This is a genomic window from Acidovorax sp. KNOB132 (genome assembly GCF_057541515.1).
Genome location: NZ_BAAJYT010000023.1, coordinates 1 through 16,914 on the forward strand (window position 1 = coordinate 1; position 16,914 = coordinate 16,914).

Genomic DNA, 16,914 nt, shown 5'->3' on the forward strand with positions numbered 1-16,914 from the left:
CCCCCTGGGGCCTGCGCGTGGACGGCAAGCCCGCGCTCGCCAAGCTCGATGCCTTCACGCGCGGCGCCGTCGAGGTGCAGGACGAAGGCTCGCAGTTGCTCGCGCTGCTGCTCGATGCCAAGCGCGGCGAGATGGTGGTCGACTTTTGTGCGGGTGCCGGCGGCAAGACGCTGGCCATCGGCGCGGCCATGCGCAACACCGGGCGCCTCTATGCCTTCGACGTGTCGGCCCACCGGCTCGACGCGCTCAAGCCCCGGCTGGCCCGCAGCGGCCTGTCGAACGTGCACCCCGCCGCCATCGCGCACGAGCGCGACGACCGCATCAAGCGCCTGGCCGGCAAAATCGACCGCGTGCTGGTGGATGCGCCGTGCTCCGGCCTGGGCACGCTGCGCCGCAACCCCGACCTGAAGTGGCGCCAGAGCCCCCAGGCGGTGCAGGAACTGGTGGCCAAGCAGACGGCCATCCTCGCCAGCGTCGCGCGCCTGCTCAAGCCGGGTGGCCGGCTGGTGTACGCCACCTGCAGCGTGCTGCCCGAGGAGAACGAGGCCATCGCGGAGGCCTTCGGTGCCGCGCACCCCGACTTCGTGCCGGCCGATGCAGGCGAGCTGCTCACCCAGCTCAAGGTGGAGCAGGCCGGCGCGCTGTGCAGCGGCGGGGAATCGGGCACTGGTTATCTGCGCCTTTGGCCCCATCTGCACCAGACCGACGGTTTTTTTGCCGCCGTGTGGACGCGCAAGCCCTGAAAGCCGTGCCGCACACCCCCGCAAGACAACGGCGGTGTTGCGGGTATGCACGGCATCGTGCCTGCATCGCCCCCTAAAATCATTCAGCTGCCCTGAACGGGCCGCGATTTCATCTTGTTCGCTAGCGAAGGCTCCCTATGCTGTTACCCGACTGGGCTGTTCTGAACGCCGCCATCGACTGGCTGGGCCACGGCCTGTGGAACCTGTCGTGGTGGCAGGTGGTGCTGTACACGCTGTTCACCACGCACATCACCATCGCGGCGGTGACCATCTTTTTGCACCGCGCGCAGGCGCACCGCTCGGTGGAGCTGGGCCCGGTGCCCTCGCACTTCTTCCGCTTCTGGCTGTGGCTGGGCACCGGCATGGTGACCCGCGAGTGGGTGGCCATCCACCGCAAGCACCACGCCAAGTGCGAGACCGAGGAAGACCCCCACAGCCCGCAGACCCGCGGCCTGGACACCGTGATGTGGCGCGGCGCCGAGCTGTACCGCGCCGAGGCGAACAATGCCGAGACGGTGCGCAAGTTCGGCCACGGCACGCCCGACGACTGGGTGGAGCGCAACGTGTACAGCCGGTTCGCCTGGCAGGGCGTGGGCCTCATGCTCATCATCAACCTGGTGCTGTTCGGCGGCCTGGGCGCCACGGTGTGGGCCGTGCAGATGCTGTGGATTCCCTTCTGGGCGGCCGGCGTGGTCAATGGCATCGGCCACTTCTGGGGCTACCGCAACTTCGAGGCGCAGGACGCCAGCACCAACCTCGTGCCCTGGGGCGTGGTGATCGGCGGCGAAGAGCTGCACAACAACCACCACACCTATCCGACCGCGGCCAAGTTCTCGGTCAAGCCCTATGAATTCGACATCGGCTGGATGTACATCTCCCTGATGCGCGCCGTCGGCTGGGCCACCGTCAAGAAGGTGCCGCCCAAGCTGCGCCTGGGCGCCGTGAAGCCGGTGGCCGACGAGCACACGCTGGAGGCGCTGATCGCCAACCGCTACGAAGTGATGGCCGGCTACGCCCGTGGCGTGCGCCAGGCCTGCCGCGAGGAGTTGGCGGCGCTCAAGGCCCGCAAGGCCGATGTTTCCGTGCTGCGCGCCGCGCGCCGCTGGGCCCACCGCGATGCCGAGAAGGTGCCCGCCCGCGCCAAGCCGCACCTGGCCCAGGCCCGCGCTGCCCATCCGGTGCTCGACAAGATGATGACCATGCGCGAAGAACTGCGCCAGCTGTGGCTGAACACGTCGCAGTCGCGCGAGCAGCTCACGGCCGACCTGCAGGCCTGGTGCCACCGCGCCGAGGAAAGCGGCGTGGCGGCCCTGCGCGAGTTTTCGCTGCGGCTGCGCGCGGCGCAGGTCTGACCCTCAGGGACTGCCGGGTCGACAACGCTTCGGCGTCCCAGGGCCGACCCGTGTCGGCTGCGGCTCAGTGCGCTGCGCCGACCTCGCCGGTCGCCCGCGCTCCGCTGGCTGCGGCAGCATGCCACCGGGCCTTCATCCATCCCCAGGCCTGCGCCAGGGCGCCGGGCTGCGGCACCGCTTCGATCAAGACAGCGCGCACCGGCCGGCGGCCCGGGTTGCCCAGGCGGACCCAGGCGGTGGGAGCACCGCCGTTCTGGGTGAGTGCCTGCCCGGCCACCAGCGTCTGCTGGCCCCCATGCAGCACCTGCCCGCAGACCAGCGGGCCGAAGCCCAGGGCGATGTCGCCCTCCAGCGCCCGGAGCGTGCTGGCCGGGGGCAGGCAGGCCAGCACGTGCTGCCCCGGTGCGATGTCCAGAACAAGGCGCAGGGGGGGGGCGGCGGTGGTGGCAGTGGCGGTCGGGCGGGGGGCTTGCGTCATGGCGGACTCCTTCGGATGAGGGCTCCAGCGTAAGAAAAGCCGGCCTTTTGGGGCAGGTACAAGCGCCACCGGCGGCAGGTAGAACAGCCGCGATCGGCAGGGGGCTGTTATGGTTCGCCATGTTCCATCCTGTATCTGTTCCGGTGCACCGTGCCGGGGCATGATGGGATTCCCGCTTGCCGCGCGCGGGGCCTGGCGCGCGGGTTCTTCCGATGCCTGCCATGTCCCGCCCTGCCGATCCCCGAGAGACCACCCCCCTGTACCGCCAGCTGGCGGCCCTGTACGAGCAGGCGATCGCCGCCGGCAGTTTGCAGCCGGGCATGCGCATGCCGTCGGTGCGAGAGCTGTGCCAGCGCCACCAGGTGAGCCTGACGACCGCGCTGCAGGTGCTGCGGCACCTCGAATCCCAGGGCAGCGTGGAGGCCCGCGAGCGCGTGGGCTACTTCGTGCGCGAGCCCGGCGGCATGGCGCTGCCCGGCGCGCGCGAGCCCGAATTGCTGGAGCCGCTGCCGGACGACCCGAGCGTGTTCGCCGGCATCAACGAGCGCATCTCCATGTTCCTGGAAAAGGCGCGCCGCGCCGGCCGGGTGCCGCTGGACCTGGGCAGCGCCATGCCGGCGCCCAGCCTGTTCGATGCCCGGGCGCTGAACCGGCTGGCGCAAAGCCTGCTGCGCGAGCAGCCCGACATCCTCGTCTATGGGCCCTCGGCGCCCACCACCCACGTGGAGTTCCAGCAGGCGATGGCCCGCCATGCGCTCACGTTCGGAGTGTGCCTGGCGCCCTCCGACATCGGTGCCACCCATGGCAATTCGGAGGCGGTCACGCTGGCGCTGGATGCCATCGCCGAGCCGGGCGACGTGATCGCGGTGGAGTCGCCGACGTTCTTCGGCATCCTGCAGGCCATCCAGGTGCGCGGCCTGAAGGCGCTGGAGATTCCCTGCAGCCCGCACACCGGCATTTCGCTGGAGGCGCTGGAACTGGCGGCGCGCAACGAGCCACGCTTGAAGGGCGTGGTGGTGGTGCCCCACCTGCAGATGCCCCAGGGCAGCGTGATGCCCGATGCGCACAAGGAACGCCTGGTGGCGCTGTGCGTGGAATACGGGCTGGCACTCGTCGAGGACGACATCTACCGCGAGTTCGTCGAGTCGCCCCGCGCACTGCGGCCGGCCAAGGCCTGGGACAAGGTGGGCGATGCCGGGCAGGTGATCTATTGCGCCTCGCTCAGCAAGAGCTTCGCGCCCGGCCTGCGCCAGGGCTGGATGAGCGCCGGGCGCTGGCAGGCCCGGGTGCAGATGCTCAAGTTCGCCCGCACGCGCAACATGCAGACCTGGTCCCAGTTGCTGGCCGCGCGCAGCGTGGACTCACCAGCGTACGAGCGCCACATGCGCCGCATGCGCACCCAGTTGCGTGTGCAGCGGGAGCATTCGGCGCGCGCGGTGGCGCGGTATTTTCCGGTGGGCACGCGCCTGAGTTTGCCGCCGGGCGGGATCAGCCTGTGGCTGGAGCTGCCCCCCGACATTTCCACCACGCGCCTGTACGACCAGGCCCTGCAGTGCGGCATCCGCATCGCGCCGGGCCCGATGTTCTCCAACACCGGGCGCTACGAGAACTTCCTGCGCCTGAGCTGCGGCATGCCGTTCACGCCCGAGGTGGAGGAGGCCTACCGCGCGCTGGGCACGCTCATGGCCCAGCAGCGCGCCGAGCCGGCCCTGCGCCGCGCGGCCTGACGCGCTGCCCGCTGCCGAGGCAGCACCGATGGGGAGCACGCCGGCCGGCGATCATGAACAGCGCAAGCGGGCATAAAAAAACCGCCCGGGGTGCCGGGCGGTTTTTGAAGGGGCCTGAGGCTGAATTACTTCAGCTTCATTTCCTTGTATTCGACGTGCTTGCGAGCTTTTGGATCAAATTTCATGATCAGCATCTTCTCGGGCATCGTCTTCTTGTTCTTGGTGGTGGTGTAGAAGTGGCCGGTACCCGCAGTGGATTCCAGCTTGATCTTGTCGCGTCCGCCTTTGCTTGCCATGGTGCTTCTCCTTAAGCTTGGCCACGTGCACGCAGGTCTGCGAGCACGGAGTCAATACCGTTCTTGTCGATCAAACGCAGGCCGGCGTTGGAGATGCGCAGGCGCACCCAGCGGTTTTCGCTCTCGACCCAGAAACGGCGGTATTGCAGGTTCGGCAGGAACCGGCGCTTGGTTTTGTTGTTGGCGTGGGAAACATTGTTCCCGACCATCGGGCCCTTGCCCGTGACTTCACATACGCGTGCCATGAGGACACTCCAATGTTTTCAACGGCCTTCGAGCGGGTGCCCTGCGGATCGCCAGCGAAGAGCGCTTTGGATCGCAAGGCCTGCCGTCGGCCTCACCTCGCCAGTTCAGGGTGGCGGTAACCCGATTGCCGTGTCCAGGATGGCGCAAAGCCCGCCCAATTTCAGCAAAGCCGCGGATTATAGCCCGCTTTGTTCAGATGACGCCATCCTGTTCGAGAAAGCGCTGCGCATCCAGCGCGGCCATGCAGCCCGTGCCCGCGCTGGTGATGGCCTGGCGGTACACATGGTCCTGCACATCGCCTGCGGCGAAGATGCCCGGCACGCTGGTCTGCGTGGCGAAGCCCTTGAGGCCGCCCTGCGTGACGATGTAGCCGTTCTCCATGGTCAACTGGCCTTCGAAGATGGCGGTGTTGGGCGAGTGGCCGATGGCGATGAAGCAGCCCTGCAGCGCGATGTCCTCGGTGCGGCCGTCCACCGTGCTCTTGACGCGGATGCCCGTCACGCCGCCGTCGTTGCCCAGCACCTCGTCCAGCGTGTGGAACAACTTCAATTCGATCTTGCCGGCCGCCACCTTCTCGTTGAGCTTGTCCACCAGGATGGGCTCGGCCTTGAACCGGTCGCGGCGGTGCACCAGCGTGACCTTGCGGGCGATGTTGGACAGGTACAGCGCCTCTTCCACGGCGGTGTTGCCGCCGCCGACCACGCACACGTCCTGCTCGCGGTAGAAGAAGCCGTCGCAGGTGGCGCAGCCCGACACGCCGCGGCCCATGAAGGCCTCCTCGGACGGCAGGCCCAGGTACTTGGCCGAGGCGCCGGTCGCCAGGATGAGCGCGTCGCAGGTGTAGGTGCCGCTGTCGCCCTTGAGCGTGAACGGCCGCTGGCTGAAGTCCACCTGGTTGATGTGATCGAACACGATCTGCGTCTTGAAGCGCTCGGCATGCTCCAGGAAGCGCTGCATCAGGTCGGGGCCCTGCACGCCGTGCACGTCCGCCGGCCAGTTGTCCACTTCCGTCGTGGTCATCAGCTGGCCGCCCTGGGCGATGCCCGTGATGAGCACGGGGCTCAGGTTGGCGCGCGCTGCGTACACGGCGGCGGTGTAGCCGGCGGGGCCGGAGCCGAGGATCAGGACTTTGGCGTGTTGCGTGTTGGACATGGAAGGAAGGTAAATGTTTGTATGCGCCCGCGGCCGGGCTGGATGGGCAGATGGGACCGCAGCCGCGGAGTATCAACCCGCCGCCACCGGTGGATGGCGCCGCTTTTTCAATCGCGCCCATTGTAAGAAGCGATGAAAAGCCGGGCGCTCCACCGGGGCGCTCGGTGCCGCGACCGGCGCAAAAACCGCGCAATGCGCATGGGGTAAGCTTGGCCGCGCACGTTTATGACCTACTCCCTCAATACCCTCAATGCCTCCGCAGGCAAGTCGCCGCCCCGCAGCGGGGCCGCACGTTTCGGCCACGAGATCAGCCTGGTGCTCGGTCTCGTGGCCCTGGTTTTCTGGCTGCTGGCGTTGGCGACCTATTCGGGGCAGGACGCCGCCTGGTCCACCTCGGGCGTGGGCGACGGCCGGCTGATGGCCAACTGGGCCGGCCGCTTCGGTGCCTGGCTGGCCGACAGCAGCTATTTCGCGCTGGGCTTTTCGGTCTGGTGGTGCGTGGCCGCGGCGGTGCGGGCCTGGCTGTCTTCCCTGGCGCGATGGATGCGGGGCGGCGAAGACGCCGGCGCCAATGGGCACAGCCCGATGGTGCGGCGCGCGATGTTCTGGGGCGGCCTCATCGTGTTGATGGCGGCCAGCACCGGGCTGGAGTGGTCGCGCCTGTACCGGCTGGAGTCCCTGTTGCCCGGCCATGCGGGCGGTGCGATCGGCTATCTCACCGGGCCTGCGGGCGTGAAGTGGCTGGGGTTCACCGGCTCGGGCCTGGTGGGCGTGATCCTGGTGGTGCTGGGCGCGGCGCTGGTGTTCCGCTTCTCCTGGGGCCACGTGGCCGAGCGGCTGGGCGGGCGCATCGATGCGCTGGTGCAGCTGGGCCGGGCCAAGCGCGAGAAGGCCAAGGACGTGGCCGTGGGCAAGCGCGCCGCGCGCGAACGCGAAGAGGTGGTGCTGGAGGAGCGCCACGAGGTCGAGCAGCACCATCCCCAGCCGGTGCAGATCATCGAGCCGGTGCTGTCCGACGTGCCCCAGAGCGCCCGCGTGGTGAAGGAACGCCAAAAGCCCCTGTTCACTGACATGCCCGACAGCCGCCTGCCGCAGGTCGATCTGCTGGACGGCCCGCCCGCGCAGCGCCAGGAGACGGTCTCGCCCGAAACCCTGGAGATGACCAGCCGCCTCATCGAGAAGAAACTCAAGGATTTCGGCGTGGAAGTGCGCGTGGTCGCCGCCATGCCGGGCCCGGTCATCACCCGCTACGAGATCGAGCCCGCCACCGGCGTGAAAGGCTCGCAGATCGTGGGCCTGGCCAAGGACCTGGCGCGCTCGCTGTCGCTGGTCTCCATCCGCGTGATCGAGACGATCCCGGGCAAGAACTTCATGGCGCTGGAGCTGCCCAACGCCAAGCGGCAGTCGATCCGGCTGTCCGAGATCCTCGGCTCGCACGTCTACCACGAGGGCAAGAGCATGCTCACCATGGGCCTGGGCAAGGACATCGTGGGCAACCCCGTGGTGGCCGACCTGGCCAAGATGCCGCATGTGCTGGTGGCCGGCACCACCGGCTCGGGCAAGTCGGTGGGGATCAACGCCATGATCCTATCGCTGCTCTACAAGGCCGAGGCGCGCGATGTGCGCCTGCTGATGATCGACCCCAAGATGCTGGAAATGTCGGTGTACGAAGGCATTCCGCACCTGCTGGCGCCCGTGGTCACCGACATGAAGCAGGCCGCCCACGGCCTGAACTGGTGCGTGGCCGAGATGGAGCGCCGCTACAAGCTCATGAGCAAGCTGGGCGTGCGCAACCTGGCCGGCTACAACGTGAAGATCGACGAGGCCAAGGCGCGCGAGGAGTTCATCTACAACCCGTTCAGCCTCACGCCCGAAGAGCCCGAGCCGCTGCAGCGCCTGCCGCACATCGTGGTGGTCATCGACGAACTGGCCGACCTGATGATGGTGGTCGGCAAGAAGATCGAAGAGCTGATCGCCCGCCTGGCGCAAAAGGCGCGCGCAGCCGGCATCCACCTCATCCTGGCCACGCAGCGCCCCAGCGTGGACGTGATCACCGGGCTGATCAAGGCCAACATTCCGACGCGCATCGCCTTCCAGGTGAGCAGCAAGATCGACAGCCGCACCATCCTGGACCAGATGGGCGCCGAGGCCCTGCTGGGCATGGGCGACATGCTCTACATGGCCAGCGGCACCGGCCTGCCCGTGCGCGTGCACGGCGCCTTCGTGTCCGACGAAGAGGTGCACCGCGTGGTGAGCTACCTCAAGAGCCAGGGCGAGCCCGACTACATCGAGGGCGTGCTGGAGGGCGGCACGGTCGATGGCGACGACGGCCCGCTGGGCGACGGGGACGGAGGCAGCGGCGAGAAGGACCCCATGTACGACCAGGCCGTGGAAGTGGTGCTCAAGGACCGCAAGGCCAGCATTTCGTATGTGCAGCGCAAGCTGCGCATCGGCTACAACCGCTCCGCCCGCCTGCTCGAAGACATGGAGAAGGCGGGCCTCGTGAGCGGCCTCACCACCAGCGGCCAGCGCGAAGTGCTGGTGCCTGCCCGCGGCGGCGAATGAGCCGGCGGCCCTGGAAAAGCCGGCACCCGGCCTCAGATACCGAGAACCCATGAAAAAAATCATCCTCACCGCACTGATCGCGGCCGCTGCCCAGTGCGCCAGCGCCGACGGCCTCAAAAGCCTCGAGTCCTTCATGAAGGGTGCGGCCGCCGGCCGTGCCGATTTCACGCAGACCGTCACCGCCCCCCCGAAGGACGGCGAGGCGGCGCGGACCAAGACGTCCAGCGGCACCTTCGAATTCCAGCGCCCCGGGCGTTTTCGCTTCACCTACCAAAAGCCGTTCGAGCAGACCATCGTGGCCGACGGCAAGACGCTGTGGCTCTACGACGCCGACCTGAACCAGGTCACCCAGCGCGCGCAGGCCCAGGCCCTGGGCACCACGCCGGCAGCGCTGCTGGCCTCGGCGCCCGACCTGCAGGCGCTGCGCGCCGACTTCGCTCTGGAGTCGCAGCCCGAGCAGGACGGACTGCAGTGGGTGCTGGCCACGCCGAAGGCCAAGGACGGGCAGCTCAAGAGCGTGCGCGTGGGCTTCCAGGGCGAACGGCTCGCGGCGCTCGACATCCTGGACAGCTTCGGTCAGCGCTCGGCCATCCGCTTCACCAACGTGCAGTCGAGCGCCTCGCTGCCGGCCTCGACGTTCGACTTCAAGCCGCCAGCGGGCGCGGACGTGGTCAAGCAGTGATCGGTTAAAAGTCTTTTTGCTATCGTATTTGTAGCGTAATGCCCTAGTACTGATTGCGCTGGCGGCCATTTTGATACATGGCATGTGCCCTGGCGCCGCAGCGCGCCGGATCAGGCCAGCAGCACCAGGGCCAGGCCCACGGCGGCCGGAATGGCCTGGATGAACAGGATCTTGCGGGACGCCGTGGCGGCGCCGAACACGCCAGCCACCAGCACGCACAGCAGGAAGAACACCTTCACGCCCAGGCCGGCCCCGCCCAGCCACAGGCCCCAGAACAGGCCCGCCGCGAGAAAGCCGTTGTAGAGCCCCTGGTTGGCCGCCAGCACCTTGGTGGCGGCGGCCCGTTCCGCGCTCTGCCCGAAGGCGCGCAGGCCAGCGGGCTTGTCCCACAGGAACATCTCCAGCACCAGGATGTAGACGTGGAGCAGGGCGATCAGGGCGACGACGGCATTGGCGGCGATGGACATGGGGGATCTCCTCCTTGGGTTTTCGAATCGGAACGGGCGCCGCGGCATTGTGCGGGAAATTCCCGCAGGCCCAGGGGGGCGAAGCGCCCCGCAGGGGGACGGAGAATAATCGGGCGTCGCGGTGCCGTGCTGCCTGCCTGCCGAGCGTCCTCCCGCGTCACCCGGTGCCTGGCCCGTTGGCGTTGGCCCTGGATCTTTTGCTCCCATCGCGTTCACTACTTCTTCATTGAGCCTACCCATTGACCCCCAAGCCCATGGCCGATCTCTTTTCCTCCGCCCCCACCGCGCCGCTCGCGGAGGCCCTGCGCCCGGCCAGCCTGGACGAGGTCATCGGCCAGTCGCACCTGATCGGTGCAGGCCGGCCGCTGCGGCTGGCGTTCGAGTCGGGCAAGCCGCATTCGATGATCCTCTGGGGTCCGCCCGGCGTGGGCAAGACCACGCTGGCGCGGCTCACGGCGAGCGCGTTCGGCTATGAGTTCATCGCTCTGTCGGCGGTGTTCTCGGGCGTGAAGGAAATCCGCGCCTCGATGGAGCAGGCCGAACACAATCTGGCGCTGGGCAAGAAGACCATCCTGTTCGTGGACGAGATCCACCGCTTCAACAAGAGCCAACAGGACGGCCTGCTGCCGTTCGTGGAGTCGGGCCTGGTGACCTTCGTGGGCGCGACCACCGAAAACCCGTCGTTCGAAGTCAATTCGGCGCTGCTCTCGCGTGCCCAGGTGTATGTGCTGCAGGTGCTGACCGACGACGAACTGAAGCAGCTCGTGTGCCGGGCGCAGGACAAGGTGCTCACCCACCTGCAGCTGGACGACGCGGCGGTGGACACGCTCGTGGGCTATGCCGACGGTGATGCGCGGCGCCTGCTCAACCTGGTCGAGCAGACCGACACCGCCGCGCGCGCCGCCGGGGTGCAGCAGGTGGACGCCGCTTTCCTGGAGAGCGCGCTCACCCTCAACGCGCGCCGCTTCGACAAGGGCGGCGACAACTTCTACGACCAGATCTCGGCGCTGCACAAATCCGTGCGTGGATCGCACCCCGACGCGGCGCTGTACTGGCTCAGCCGCATGCTGGACGGCGGCGCGGATGCGAAATACCTCGCGCGCCGCATCGTGCGCATGGCCTGGGAGGACATCGGCCTGGCCGATCCGCGCGCCATGCAGATCGCCAACGACGCGGCGCTCACCTACGAGCGCCTGGGCTCGCCCGAGGGTGAACTGGCGCTGGCCCAGGCCGTGATCTACCTGGCCGTGGCGGCCAAGAGCAACGCCGGCTACATGGCCTACAACCAGGCCAAGGCGTTCATCAAGAAGGACAAGTCGCGCGAGGTGCCCAACCACCTGCGCAACGCGCCCACCAAGCTGATGAAGGAGCTGGGCCACGGCAAGGCCTACCGCTACGCCCACGACGAGCCCGGCGGCTACGCGGCGGGCGAGACCTACCTGCCCGAGGACATGCCCGAGCCCCGCTGGTACCAGCCGGTGCCCCGCGGGCTGGAGGCCAAGATCGCCGACAAGCTGGCCCAGTTGCGCCAGCTGGACCAGGACGCGGCCAAGGATTGAGGGGGAACGGGAGGGCGCTGCGAGGCTGCGCCCCCCCGGTCCCTCACCGGGCAGCATCTCCGCCCGGCCCACCGGCCGCCCCCTCGGGCGGGGTGGTTGGCGGCTACTGAACCGTATAAGCCACCCGGGTCAATCCCTCGGCTGCATCACCCCGGCTAATGGTGACGTCGCCCCGCTGATGGCGCGCGAGTCCAAGGGAAAACCCCGCCAAACGTGCTAAAGGCGCACGGTTTCGACTGGCTACAATCCCGTCCACCAAACCCGCACAGCTTTGCTCCTGGCGGGTTTTTTGCTAGGTGGCATTGGGGGCTCACAAGGCACTGCCGATCTTGGCTTGCGAAGTGCGCGCGTTACAAACACGAAGGACTTTTTTTTATGGACATCTTGCTGCAGCAGATCATCAACGGTCTGGTTCTCGGCAGCATGTACGCCTTGATAGCCTTGGGCTACACGATGGTGTACGGCATTATTCAGCTGATTAATTTTGCCCATGGGGAAGTGCTGATGATCGGCGCTCTCACCAGTTGGAGTTGCATTGGCCTGATGCAAGAGGCCATGCCCGGGGCACCGGGCTGGATCATCCTTCTCCTGGCCACCCTGATCGCCTGCGTTGTCGCCGCGGCGCTGAACTTCGTCATCGAAAAGGTCGCCTACAAGCCGCTGCGCAGCAGTCCGCGCCTGGCGCCCCTGATCACCGCCATCGGGATGTCGATCCTGCTGCAGACGCTGGCCATGATCATCTGGAAGCCGAACTACAAGCCGTATCCCACCCTGCTGCCCACGACCCCGTTCCAGGTCGGCGGCGCGGTGATCACCTCCACCCAGGTGCTGATCCTGAGCGTGACGGTGGTCGCACTGGCTTCGCTGGTGTATCTGGTGAACTACACCAAGCTCGGCCGCGCCATGCGCGCCACCGCGGAAAACCCCCGCGTGGCCTCCCTGATGGGCGTGAAACCCGACATGGTGATCTCGGCGACCTTCATCATCGGCGCCATCCTGGCGGCCATCGCCGGCATCATGTATGCCTCCAACTACGGCACCGCGCAGCACACCATGGGCTTTCTGCCCGGCCTCAAGGCCTTCACGGCCGCGGTGTTCGGCGGCATCGGCAACCTGGCCGGCGCGGTGGTGGGCGGCATCCTGCTCGGCCTGATCGAGGCCATCGGCTCGGGCTACATCGGCACCCTCACAGGCGGCCTGCTGGGCAGCCACTACACCGACATCTTTGCATTCATCGTGCTCATCATCATCCTCACGCTGCGCCCCTCGGGCCTGCTGGGCGAGCGTGTGGCCGATCGCGCCTGAGGAACCCATTGTCATGAAGCAAAACAAAACCGCACAGTGGATCGTCGGCGGCATCGCGCTGCTGCTGCTTCCTTTCATGCTGCAGTATTTCGGCAACGCCTGGGTGCGCATCGCCGACCTGGCGCTGCTCTACGTGCTGCTGGCCCTGGGCCTGAACATCGTGGTGGGCTACGCCGGCCTGCTGGACCTGGGTTACGTGGCGTTCTACGCCGTGGGCGCCTACCTGTTCGCACTGATGGCATCGCCCCACCTGTCGGAGACCTTCGCGTCGTTCGCGGCCATGTTCCCCCAACGGGCTGCACACGTCACTGTGGCTGGTCATACCGCTCGCGGCGCTGGTGGCCGCGATCTTCGGGGCGGTGCTCGGGGCCCCCACGCTCAAGCTGCGCGGGGACTACCTGGCCATCGTGACGCTGGGTTTCGGCGAGATCATCCGCATCTTCCTGAACAACCTGGACCACCCCGTCAACCTGACCAACGGCCCCAAGGGCATCGGGCAGATCGATTCGGTGAAGGTGTTCGGGCTGGACCTGGGCAAGCGCCTGGAAGTGTTCGGGTTCGACATCTCGTCGGTCACGCTGTATTACTACCTGTTCCTGGTGCTGGTGGTGCTGAGCGTCATCATCTGCTATCGCCTGCAGGACTCGCGCATCGGCCGCGCCTGGATGGCCATCCGCGAAGACGAGATCGCCGCCAAGGCCATGGGCATCAACACCCGCAACATGAAGCTGCTGGCCTTCGGCATGGGCGCTTCGTTCGGCGGCGTGTCCGGCGCCATGTTCGGTGCCTTCCAGGGCTTCGTGTCGCCCGAATCGTTCAGCCTGATGGAGTCGGTCATGATCGTCGCCATGGTGGTGCTGGGCGGCATCGGCCACATCCCCGGCGTGATCCTGGGCGCCGTGCTCCTGTCGGCCCTGCCGGAAGTGCTGCGCTACGTGGCCGGTCCGCTGCAGGCCATGACGGACGGCCGCCTCGACTCCGCCATCCTGCGCCAGCTGCTGATCGCGCTGGCCATGATCATCATCATGCTGCTGCGTCCCCGCGGCCTGTGGCCCGCGCCCGACCATGGCAAGAGCCTGACGCAAAAGACCTGAACAGCACTGAAAGTTAGAAATGGCAGAGAAATCCAACGATGTGGTGCTGAAGGTCGCCGGCATTTCCAAGCGCTTCGGCGGCTTGCAAGCCCTGTCCGACGTCGGCATCACCATTGAACGGGGTCAGGTCTACGGCCTGATCGGTCCCAACGGCGCCGGCAAGACCACGTTCTTCAACGTGATCACCGGGCTTTATACGCCCGACAGCGGCAGCTTCGAGCTGGCAGGCAAGCCCTACCAGCCCACGGCCGTGCACGAAGTGGCCAAGGCGGGCATCGCCCGCACGTTCCAGAACATCCGCCTCTTCGCCGAAATGACGGCGCTGGAGAACGTGATGGTGGGGCGGCACATCCGCACCAAGTCGGGGCTGCTGGGCGCCGTGCTGCGCACCAAGGGCTTCAAGGAAGAAGAGGCCGCGATCGCCCGCCGGGCGCAGGAGCTGCTCGACTACGTGGGCATCGGCAAGTTCGCCGACTACAAGGCGCGCACCCTGAGCTACGGCGACCAGCGCCGCCTGGAGATCGCCCGCGCCCTGGCCACCGACCCGCAACTGATCGCGCTCGACGAGCCGGCCGCCGGCATGAACGCGACCGAGAAGGTGCAGCTGCGCGAGCTGATCGACCGCATCCGCAACGACAACCGCACCATCTTGCTCATCGAGCACGACGTGAAGCTGGTGATGGGCCTGTGCGACCGCGTCACGGTGCTCGACTACGGCAAGCAGATCGCCGAAGGCACGCCTGCCACCGTGCAGAAGAACGAAAAAGTGATTGAGGCCTACCTGGGCACCGGAGGACATTGAGAATGGCCGAAAAATCCAACAACGTGTTGCTCAAGGTCTCGGGCCTGAAGGTGGCATACGGCGGTATCCAGGCCGTGAAGGGTGTGGACTTCGAGGTGCGCGAGGGAGAGCTGGTGTCGCTGATCGGCTCCAACGGCGCCGGCAAGACGACCACCATGAAGGCCATCACGGGCACGCTGCCGTTCGCCGATGGCGACATCGAGTACCTGGGCAAGAGCATCCGGGGGCAGGGCGCCTGGGACCTGGTGAAGAAGGGTCTCGTGATGGTGCCGGAAGGCCGGGGCGTGTTCGCGCGCATGACCATCACCGAGAACCTGCAGATGGGCGCCTACATCCGCAACGACAAGGCCGGCATCGCGGCCGACATCGAGAAGATGTTCACCATCTTCCCGCGCCTGCGCGAGCGCAAGGACCAACTGGCCGGCACCATGTCGGGCGGCGAACAGCAGATGCTGGCCATGGGCCGCGCGCTGATGAGCCAGCCCAAGGTGCTGCTGCTGGACGAGCCCTCCATGGGCCTGTCGCCCATCATGGTGGACAAGATCTTCGAGGTGGTGCGCGACGTGTACGCCCTGGGCGTGACCATCGTCTTGGTGGAGCAGAACGCCAGCCGCGCGCTGGCACTGGCCGACCGTGGCTACGTGATGGAGTCGGGCCTCATCACCATGACGGGCCCCGGCCAGCAACTGCTGAGCGACCCGCGCGTGCGCGCCGCCTACCTGGGCGAGTGAGCCCGTCTCCCGTTGCCTCCACGCGCCGCCAGCCGGCGCAAGAAGGCCGGCGTCTGGGATCGGGATGAAAGCGCGTGAAGCGCACGAAAAAAGGGCCCTGCGAAGGGCCCTTTTTGTTGGGGGTACGCGTGCGTACTTGCGCGCTCAGTAGCGGTACTGCACGCCCACCGTGGTCATGTCCACATCGGACTTGCCGTCGGCGAAGTTCAGGCGGTGGCGCTCCCATTCGACCACGGCCGCCCACTGCGGGTTGAACGCCCAGCGCACGCCGGCGCCATACGAGAGTCCGAAGCCGTTGTCGTCGCCGGTCGTCACGCCGAAACCGGGGTTGCCCGAGGTCTTGGTGCGGCCGTAGGTGGTACCGACCTTGCCGAACACGTCGAACTGCTCGCTGAGCGGCAGGCGGCCGACCAGGCTGAGGTTCAGGCCCTGCGCCTTGGTCTCGCCGCCCACGCGGGTGGCGTTGCCGAAGTTCAGATAGCCGAACTCGATGCCGAAGTTCTGGTTGAAATAGCCGCCGGTGTAGATTTTCCAGGCGGTGTCGTTGTCGTCGAACGCGAAGCCGCCCGTGCCGCTGCGCAGATCGTATTTGGACTGGCCGCCGCTCAGGCCGACGTAGCCTTGCTGCGTGCTGGGAATGAACGAGTCGCGGTTGGAGGCGCGGTTGGCCGTCTGCGCGTGGGCGCTGACGGCACCGAACGCAAGCGCGAGAACGCACGGAAGAACGCGAAGCGTGTGTTTCATGGGGAAATCCTTTGGCATGGCGATGAAAGAGGCGGTTGCGTCTGAGCGTCTGAAAGAGGGCGGATCAAAGACTGCCGATTCAATGTAAGCCGCGCCTCGCCAGGGTCATGTGGGCAGCGCGGCGCGATGTTTGTAGGAGTTGCCTGACACGCCCGCCGCCGCCCGTCGGCACACGATGGGCCGGAGTGCATGCAAACGGCGCGGTTAAACTCGCGCCTTTCGCAAAAGTGTCATCGTCCTGTCACATCCGTGGCGACCGTGGGCGATGGGTCCGTCTGTTCAGGAGTCCGCATGTTTTTTTGGAAAGCTGTTGCCCCGCGAGGGCAATTTTTTCGAGATGTTCAATCAGCATGCTGACCGCATCGTCGAGGCCGCCCGCGCGTTTTCGCAGTTGGTGGCCAACTACAACGATCCCCACCTGCGCGACAAGTACAACCAGGACGTGGACAACGCCGAGCGCGCCGCCGACCGCGTGACCCACGAGGTCAACCGCTCGCTGCACAAGACCTTCATCACCCCCATCGACCGCGAGCAGATCCATTCGCTCATCAACACGATGGACGACGTGGCCGACCTGATCCAGGACTCGGCCGAAACCATGGCGCTGTACGACGTGCGCCACATGACCGAAGAGATCACCCGCCTGACCGACATCAGCCTCAAGTGCTGCGAACGCGTGCGCGACGCGGTCAAGCTGCTGGAGAAGATCGCCGATCCGGCCGTGGCCGAAGCCGCGCTCAAGACCTGCGAGGAAATCGACCGCCTGGAGGGCGACGCCGACCGCGTGATGCGCAGCGCCATGAGCAAACTGTTCCGCGAAGAGCCCGACGTGCGCGAGGTGCTCAAGCTCAAGGCGATCTACGAACTGCTCGAGACGATCACCGACAAGTGCGAAGACGTGGCGAACCACATCGAGGGCATCATCCTCGAGAACTCCTGATCCCGGCCTGCCAGAAGAAATACAAGCTCTC

16 protein-coding genes and 1 pseudogene are annotated in these 16,914 nt (G+C 67.0%); 11 read left to right on the plus strand and 6 right to left on the minus strand.

What is annotated here, in order from left to right; all coding sequences use genetic code 11:
• Both AC27IO_RS05985 and AC27IO_RS05990 read left to right on the plus strand, forming a co-directional pair.
• Positions 1 to 743 (plus strand): RsmB/NOP family class I SAM-dependent RNA methyltransferase (locus tag AC27IO_RS05985; RefSeq protein ID WP_498737871.1); only part of this gene is annotated, 743 nt, incomplete at its 5' end.
• Between the two features lie 137 nt (positions 744 to 880).
• Complete coding sequence (locus AC27IO_RS05990) at positions 881 to 2,095, plus strand: DesA family fatty acid desaturase (RefSeq protein ID WP_284429078.1); 1,215 nt, start codon at positions 881 to 883, stop codon at positions 2,093 to 2,095.
• 64 nt (positions 2,096 to 2,159) lie between these two features.
• Here the strand turns inward: AC27IO_RS05990 and AC27IO_RS05995 are convergent, their stop codons facing one another.
• The gene (locus AC27IO_RS05995; RefSeq protein ID WP_498737874.1) at positions 2,160 to 2,573 is read right to left on the minus strand and encodes a hypothetical protein; all 414 of its coding nucleotides are present in this window, start codon (positions 2,571 to 2,573) and stop codon (positions 2,160 to 2,162) included.
• 221 nt (positions 2,574 to 2,794) lie between these two features.
• On the opposite strand from AC27IO_RS05995, the gene AC27IO_RS06000 reads away from it, so the two are divergent.
• A complete protein-coding gene (locus AC27IO_RS06000; RefSeq protein ID WP_498737876.1) occupies positions 2,795 to 4,300 on the plus strand; it encodes an aminotransferase-like domain-containing protein in 1,506 nt (501 codons plus the stop codon).
• Between the two features lie 125 nt (positions 4,301 to 4,425).
• On the opposite strand, the gene rpmG is transcribed toward AC27IO_RS06000, so the two are convergent.
• The 3 genes from rpmG to trxB form a co-directional block, all read right to left on the minus strand.
• The gene (gene rpmG, locus AC27IO_RS06005) at positions 4,426 to 4,596 is read right to left on the minus strand and encodes a 50S ribosomal protein L33 (RefSeq protein ID WP_008904999.1); all 171 of its coding nucleotides are present in this window, start codon (positions 4,594 to 4,596) and stop codon (positions 4,426 to 4,428) included.
• 11 nt (positions 4,597 to 4,607) lie between these two features.
• Entirely contained in the window at positions 4,608 to 4,841 is a 234-nt protein-coding gene (gene rpmB / locus AC27IO_RS06010) for a 50S ribosomal protein L28 (RefSeq protein ID WP_087496789.1), read from the minus strand.
• 193 nt (positions 4,842 to 5,034) lie between these two features.
• Positions 5,035 to 5,994 (minus strand): thioredoxin-disulfide reductase, encoded by a 960-nt coding sequence (gene trxB, locus AC27IO_RS06015; RefSeq protein ID WP_272564625.1) that lies wholly within the window; start codon positions 5,992 to 5,994, stop codon positions 5,035 to 5,037.
• Positions 5,995 to 6,219: 225 nt separating this feature from the next.
• On the opposite strand from trxB, the gene AC27IO_RS06020 reads away from it, so the two are divergent.
• The gene (locus AC27IO_RS06020; RefSeq protein ID WP_498737880.1) at positions 6,220 to 8,559 is read left to right on the plus strand and encodes a DNA translocase FtsK; all 2,340 of its coding nucleotides are present in this window, start codon (positions 6,220 to 6,222) and stop codon (positions 8,557 to 8,559) included.
• Positions 8,560 to 8,608: 49 nt separating this feature from the next.
• Positions 8,609 to 9,241: an outer membrane lipoprotein periplasmic chaperone LolA gene (gene lolA, locus AC27IO_RS06025; protein ID WP_272564623.1), complete on the plus strand. Its 633-nt coding sequence runs from the start codon at positions 8,609 to 8,611 to the stop codon at positions 9,239 to 9,241.
• Between the two features lie 110 nt (positions 9,242 to 9,351).
• Here lolA and AC27IO_RS06030 read toward each other — a convergent pair whose 3' ends face one another.
• On the minus strand, positions 9,352 to 9,708 hold the full coding sequence (locus AC27IO_RS06030; RefSeq protein ID WP_272564622.1) for a DUF1304 domain-containing protein: 357 nt from the start codon (positions 9,706 to 9,708) through the stop codon (positions 9,352 to 9,354).
• A gap of 254 nt (positions 9,709 to 9,962) precedes the next feature.
• Here AC27IO_RS06030 and AC27IO_RS06035 point away from each other — a divergent pair, with 254 nt between their 5' ends.
• The 5 genes and pseudogenes from AC27IO_RS06035 (at position 9,963) to AC27IO_RS06055 (ending at position 15,199) form a co-directional block, all read left to right on the plus strand.
• Positions 9,963 to 11,267, plus strand: a complete 1,305-nt coding sequence (locus AC27IO_RS06035) for a replication-associated recombination protein A (protein WP_498737901.1) — start codon at positions 9,963 to 9,965, stop codon at positions 11,265 to 11,267.
• Between the two features lie 375 nt (positions 11,268 to 11,642).
• The gene (locus AC27IO_RS06040; RefSeq protein ID WP_272564621.1) at positions 11,643 to 12,572 is read left to right on the plus strand and encodes a branched-chain amino acid ABC transporter permease; all 930 of its coding nucleotides are present in this window, start codon (positions 11,643 to 11,645) and stop codon (positions 12,570 to 12,572) included.
• Positions 12,573 to 12,585: 13 nt separating this feature from the next.
• Positions 12,586 to 13,666, plus strand: a pseudogene (locus AC27IO_RS06045) (ABC transporter permease subunit).
• A 19-nt stretch (positions 13,667 to 13,685) separates the two neighbouring features.
• On the plus strand, positions 13,686 to 14,468 hold the full coding sequence (locus AC27IO_RS06050; RefSeq protein WP_272548690.1) for an ABC transporter ATP-binding protein: 783 nt from the start codon (positions 13,686 to 13,688) through the stop codon (positions 14,466 to 14,468).
• Between the two features lie 2 nt (positions 14,469 to 14,470).
• Positions 14,471 to 15,199 (plus strand): ABC transporter ATP-binding protein, encoded by a 729-nt coding sequence (locus AC27IO_RS06055; RefSeq protein WP_272564618.1) that lies wholly within the window; start codon positions 14,471 to 14,473, stop codon positions 15,197 to 15,199.
• 144 nt (positions 15,200 to 15,343) lie between these two features.
• On the opposite strand, the gene AC27IO_RS06060 is transcribed toward AC27IO_RS06055, so the two are convergent.
• A complete protein-coding gene (locus AC27IO_RS06060) occupies positions 15,344 to 15,943 on the minus strand; it encodes an outer membrane beta-barrel protein (RefSeq protein WP_284405804.1) in 600 nt (199 codons plus the stop codon).
• A 265-nt stretch (positions 15,944 to 16,208) separates the two neighbouring features.
• Between AC27IO_RS06060 and AC27IO_RS06065 the strand changes: the two genes are divergently transcribed.
• Positions 16,209 to 16,883, plus strand: a complete 675-nt coding sequence (locus tag AC27IO_RS06065) for a DUF47 domain-containing protein (protein ID WP_498737883.1) — start codon at positions 16,209 to 16,211, stop codon at positions 16,881 to 16,883.
• Positions 16,884 to 16,914 lie beyond the last annotated feature (31 nt).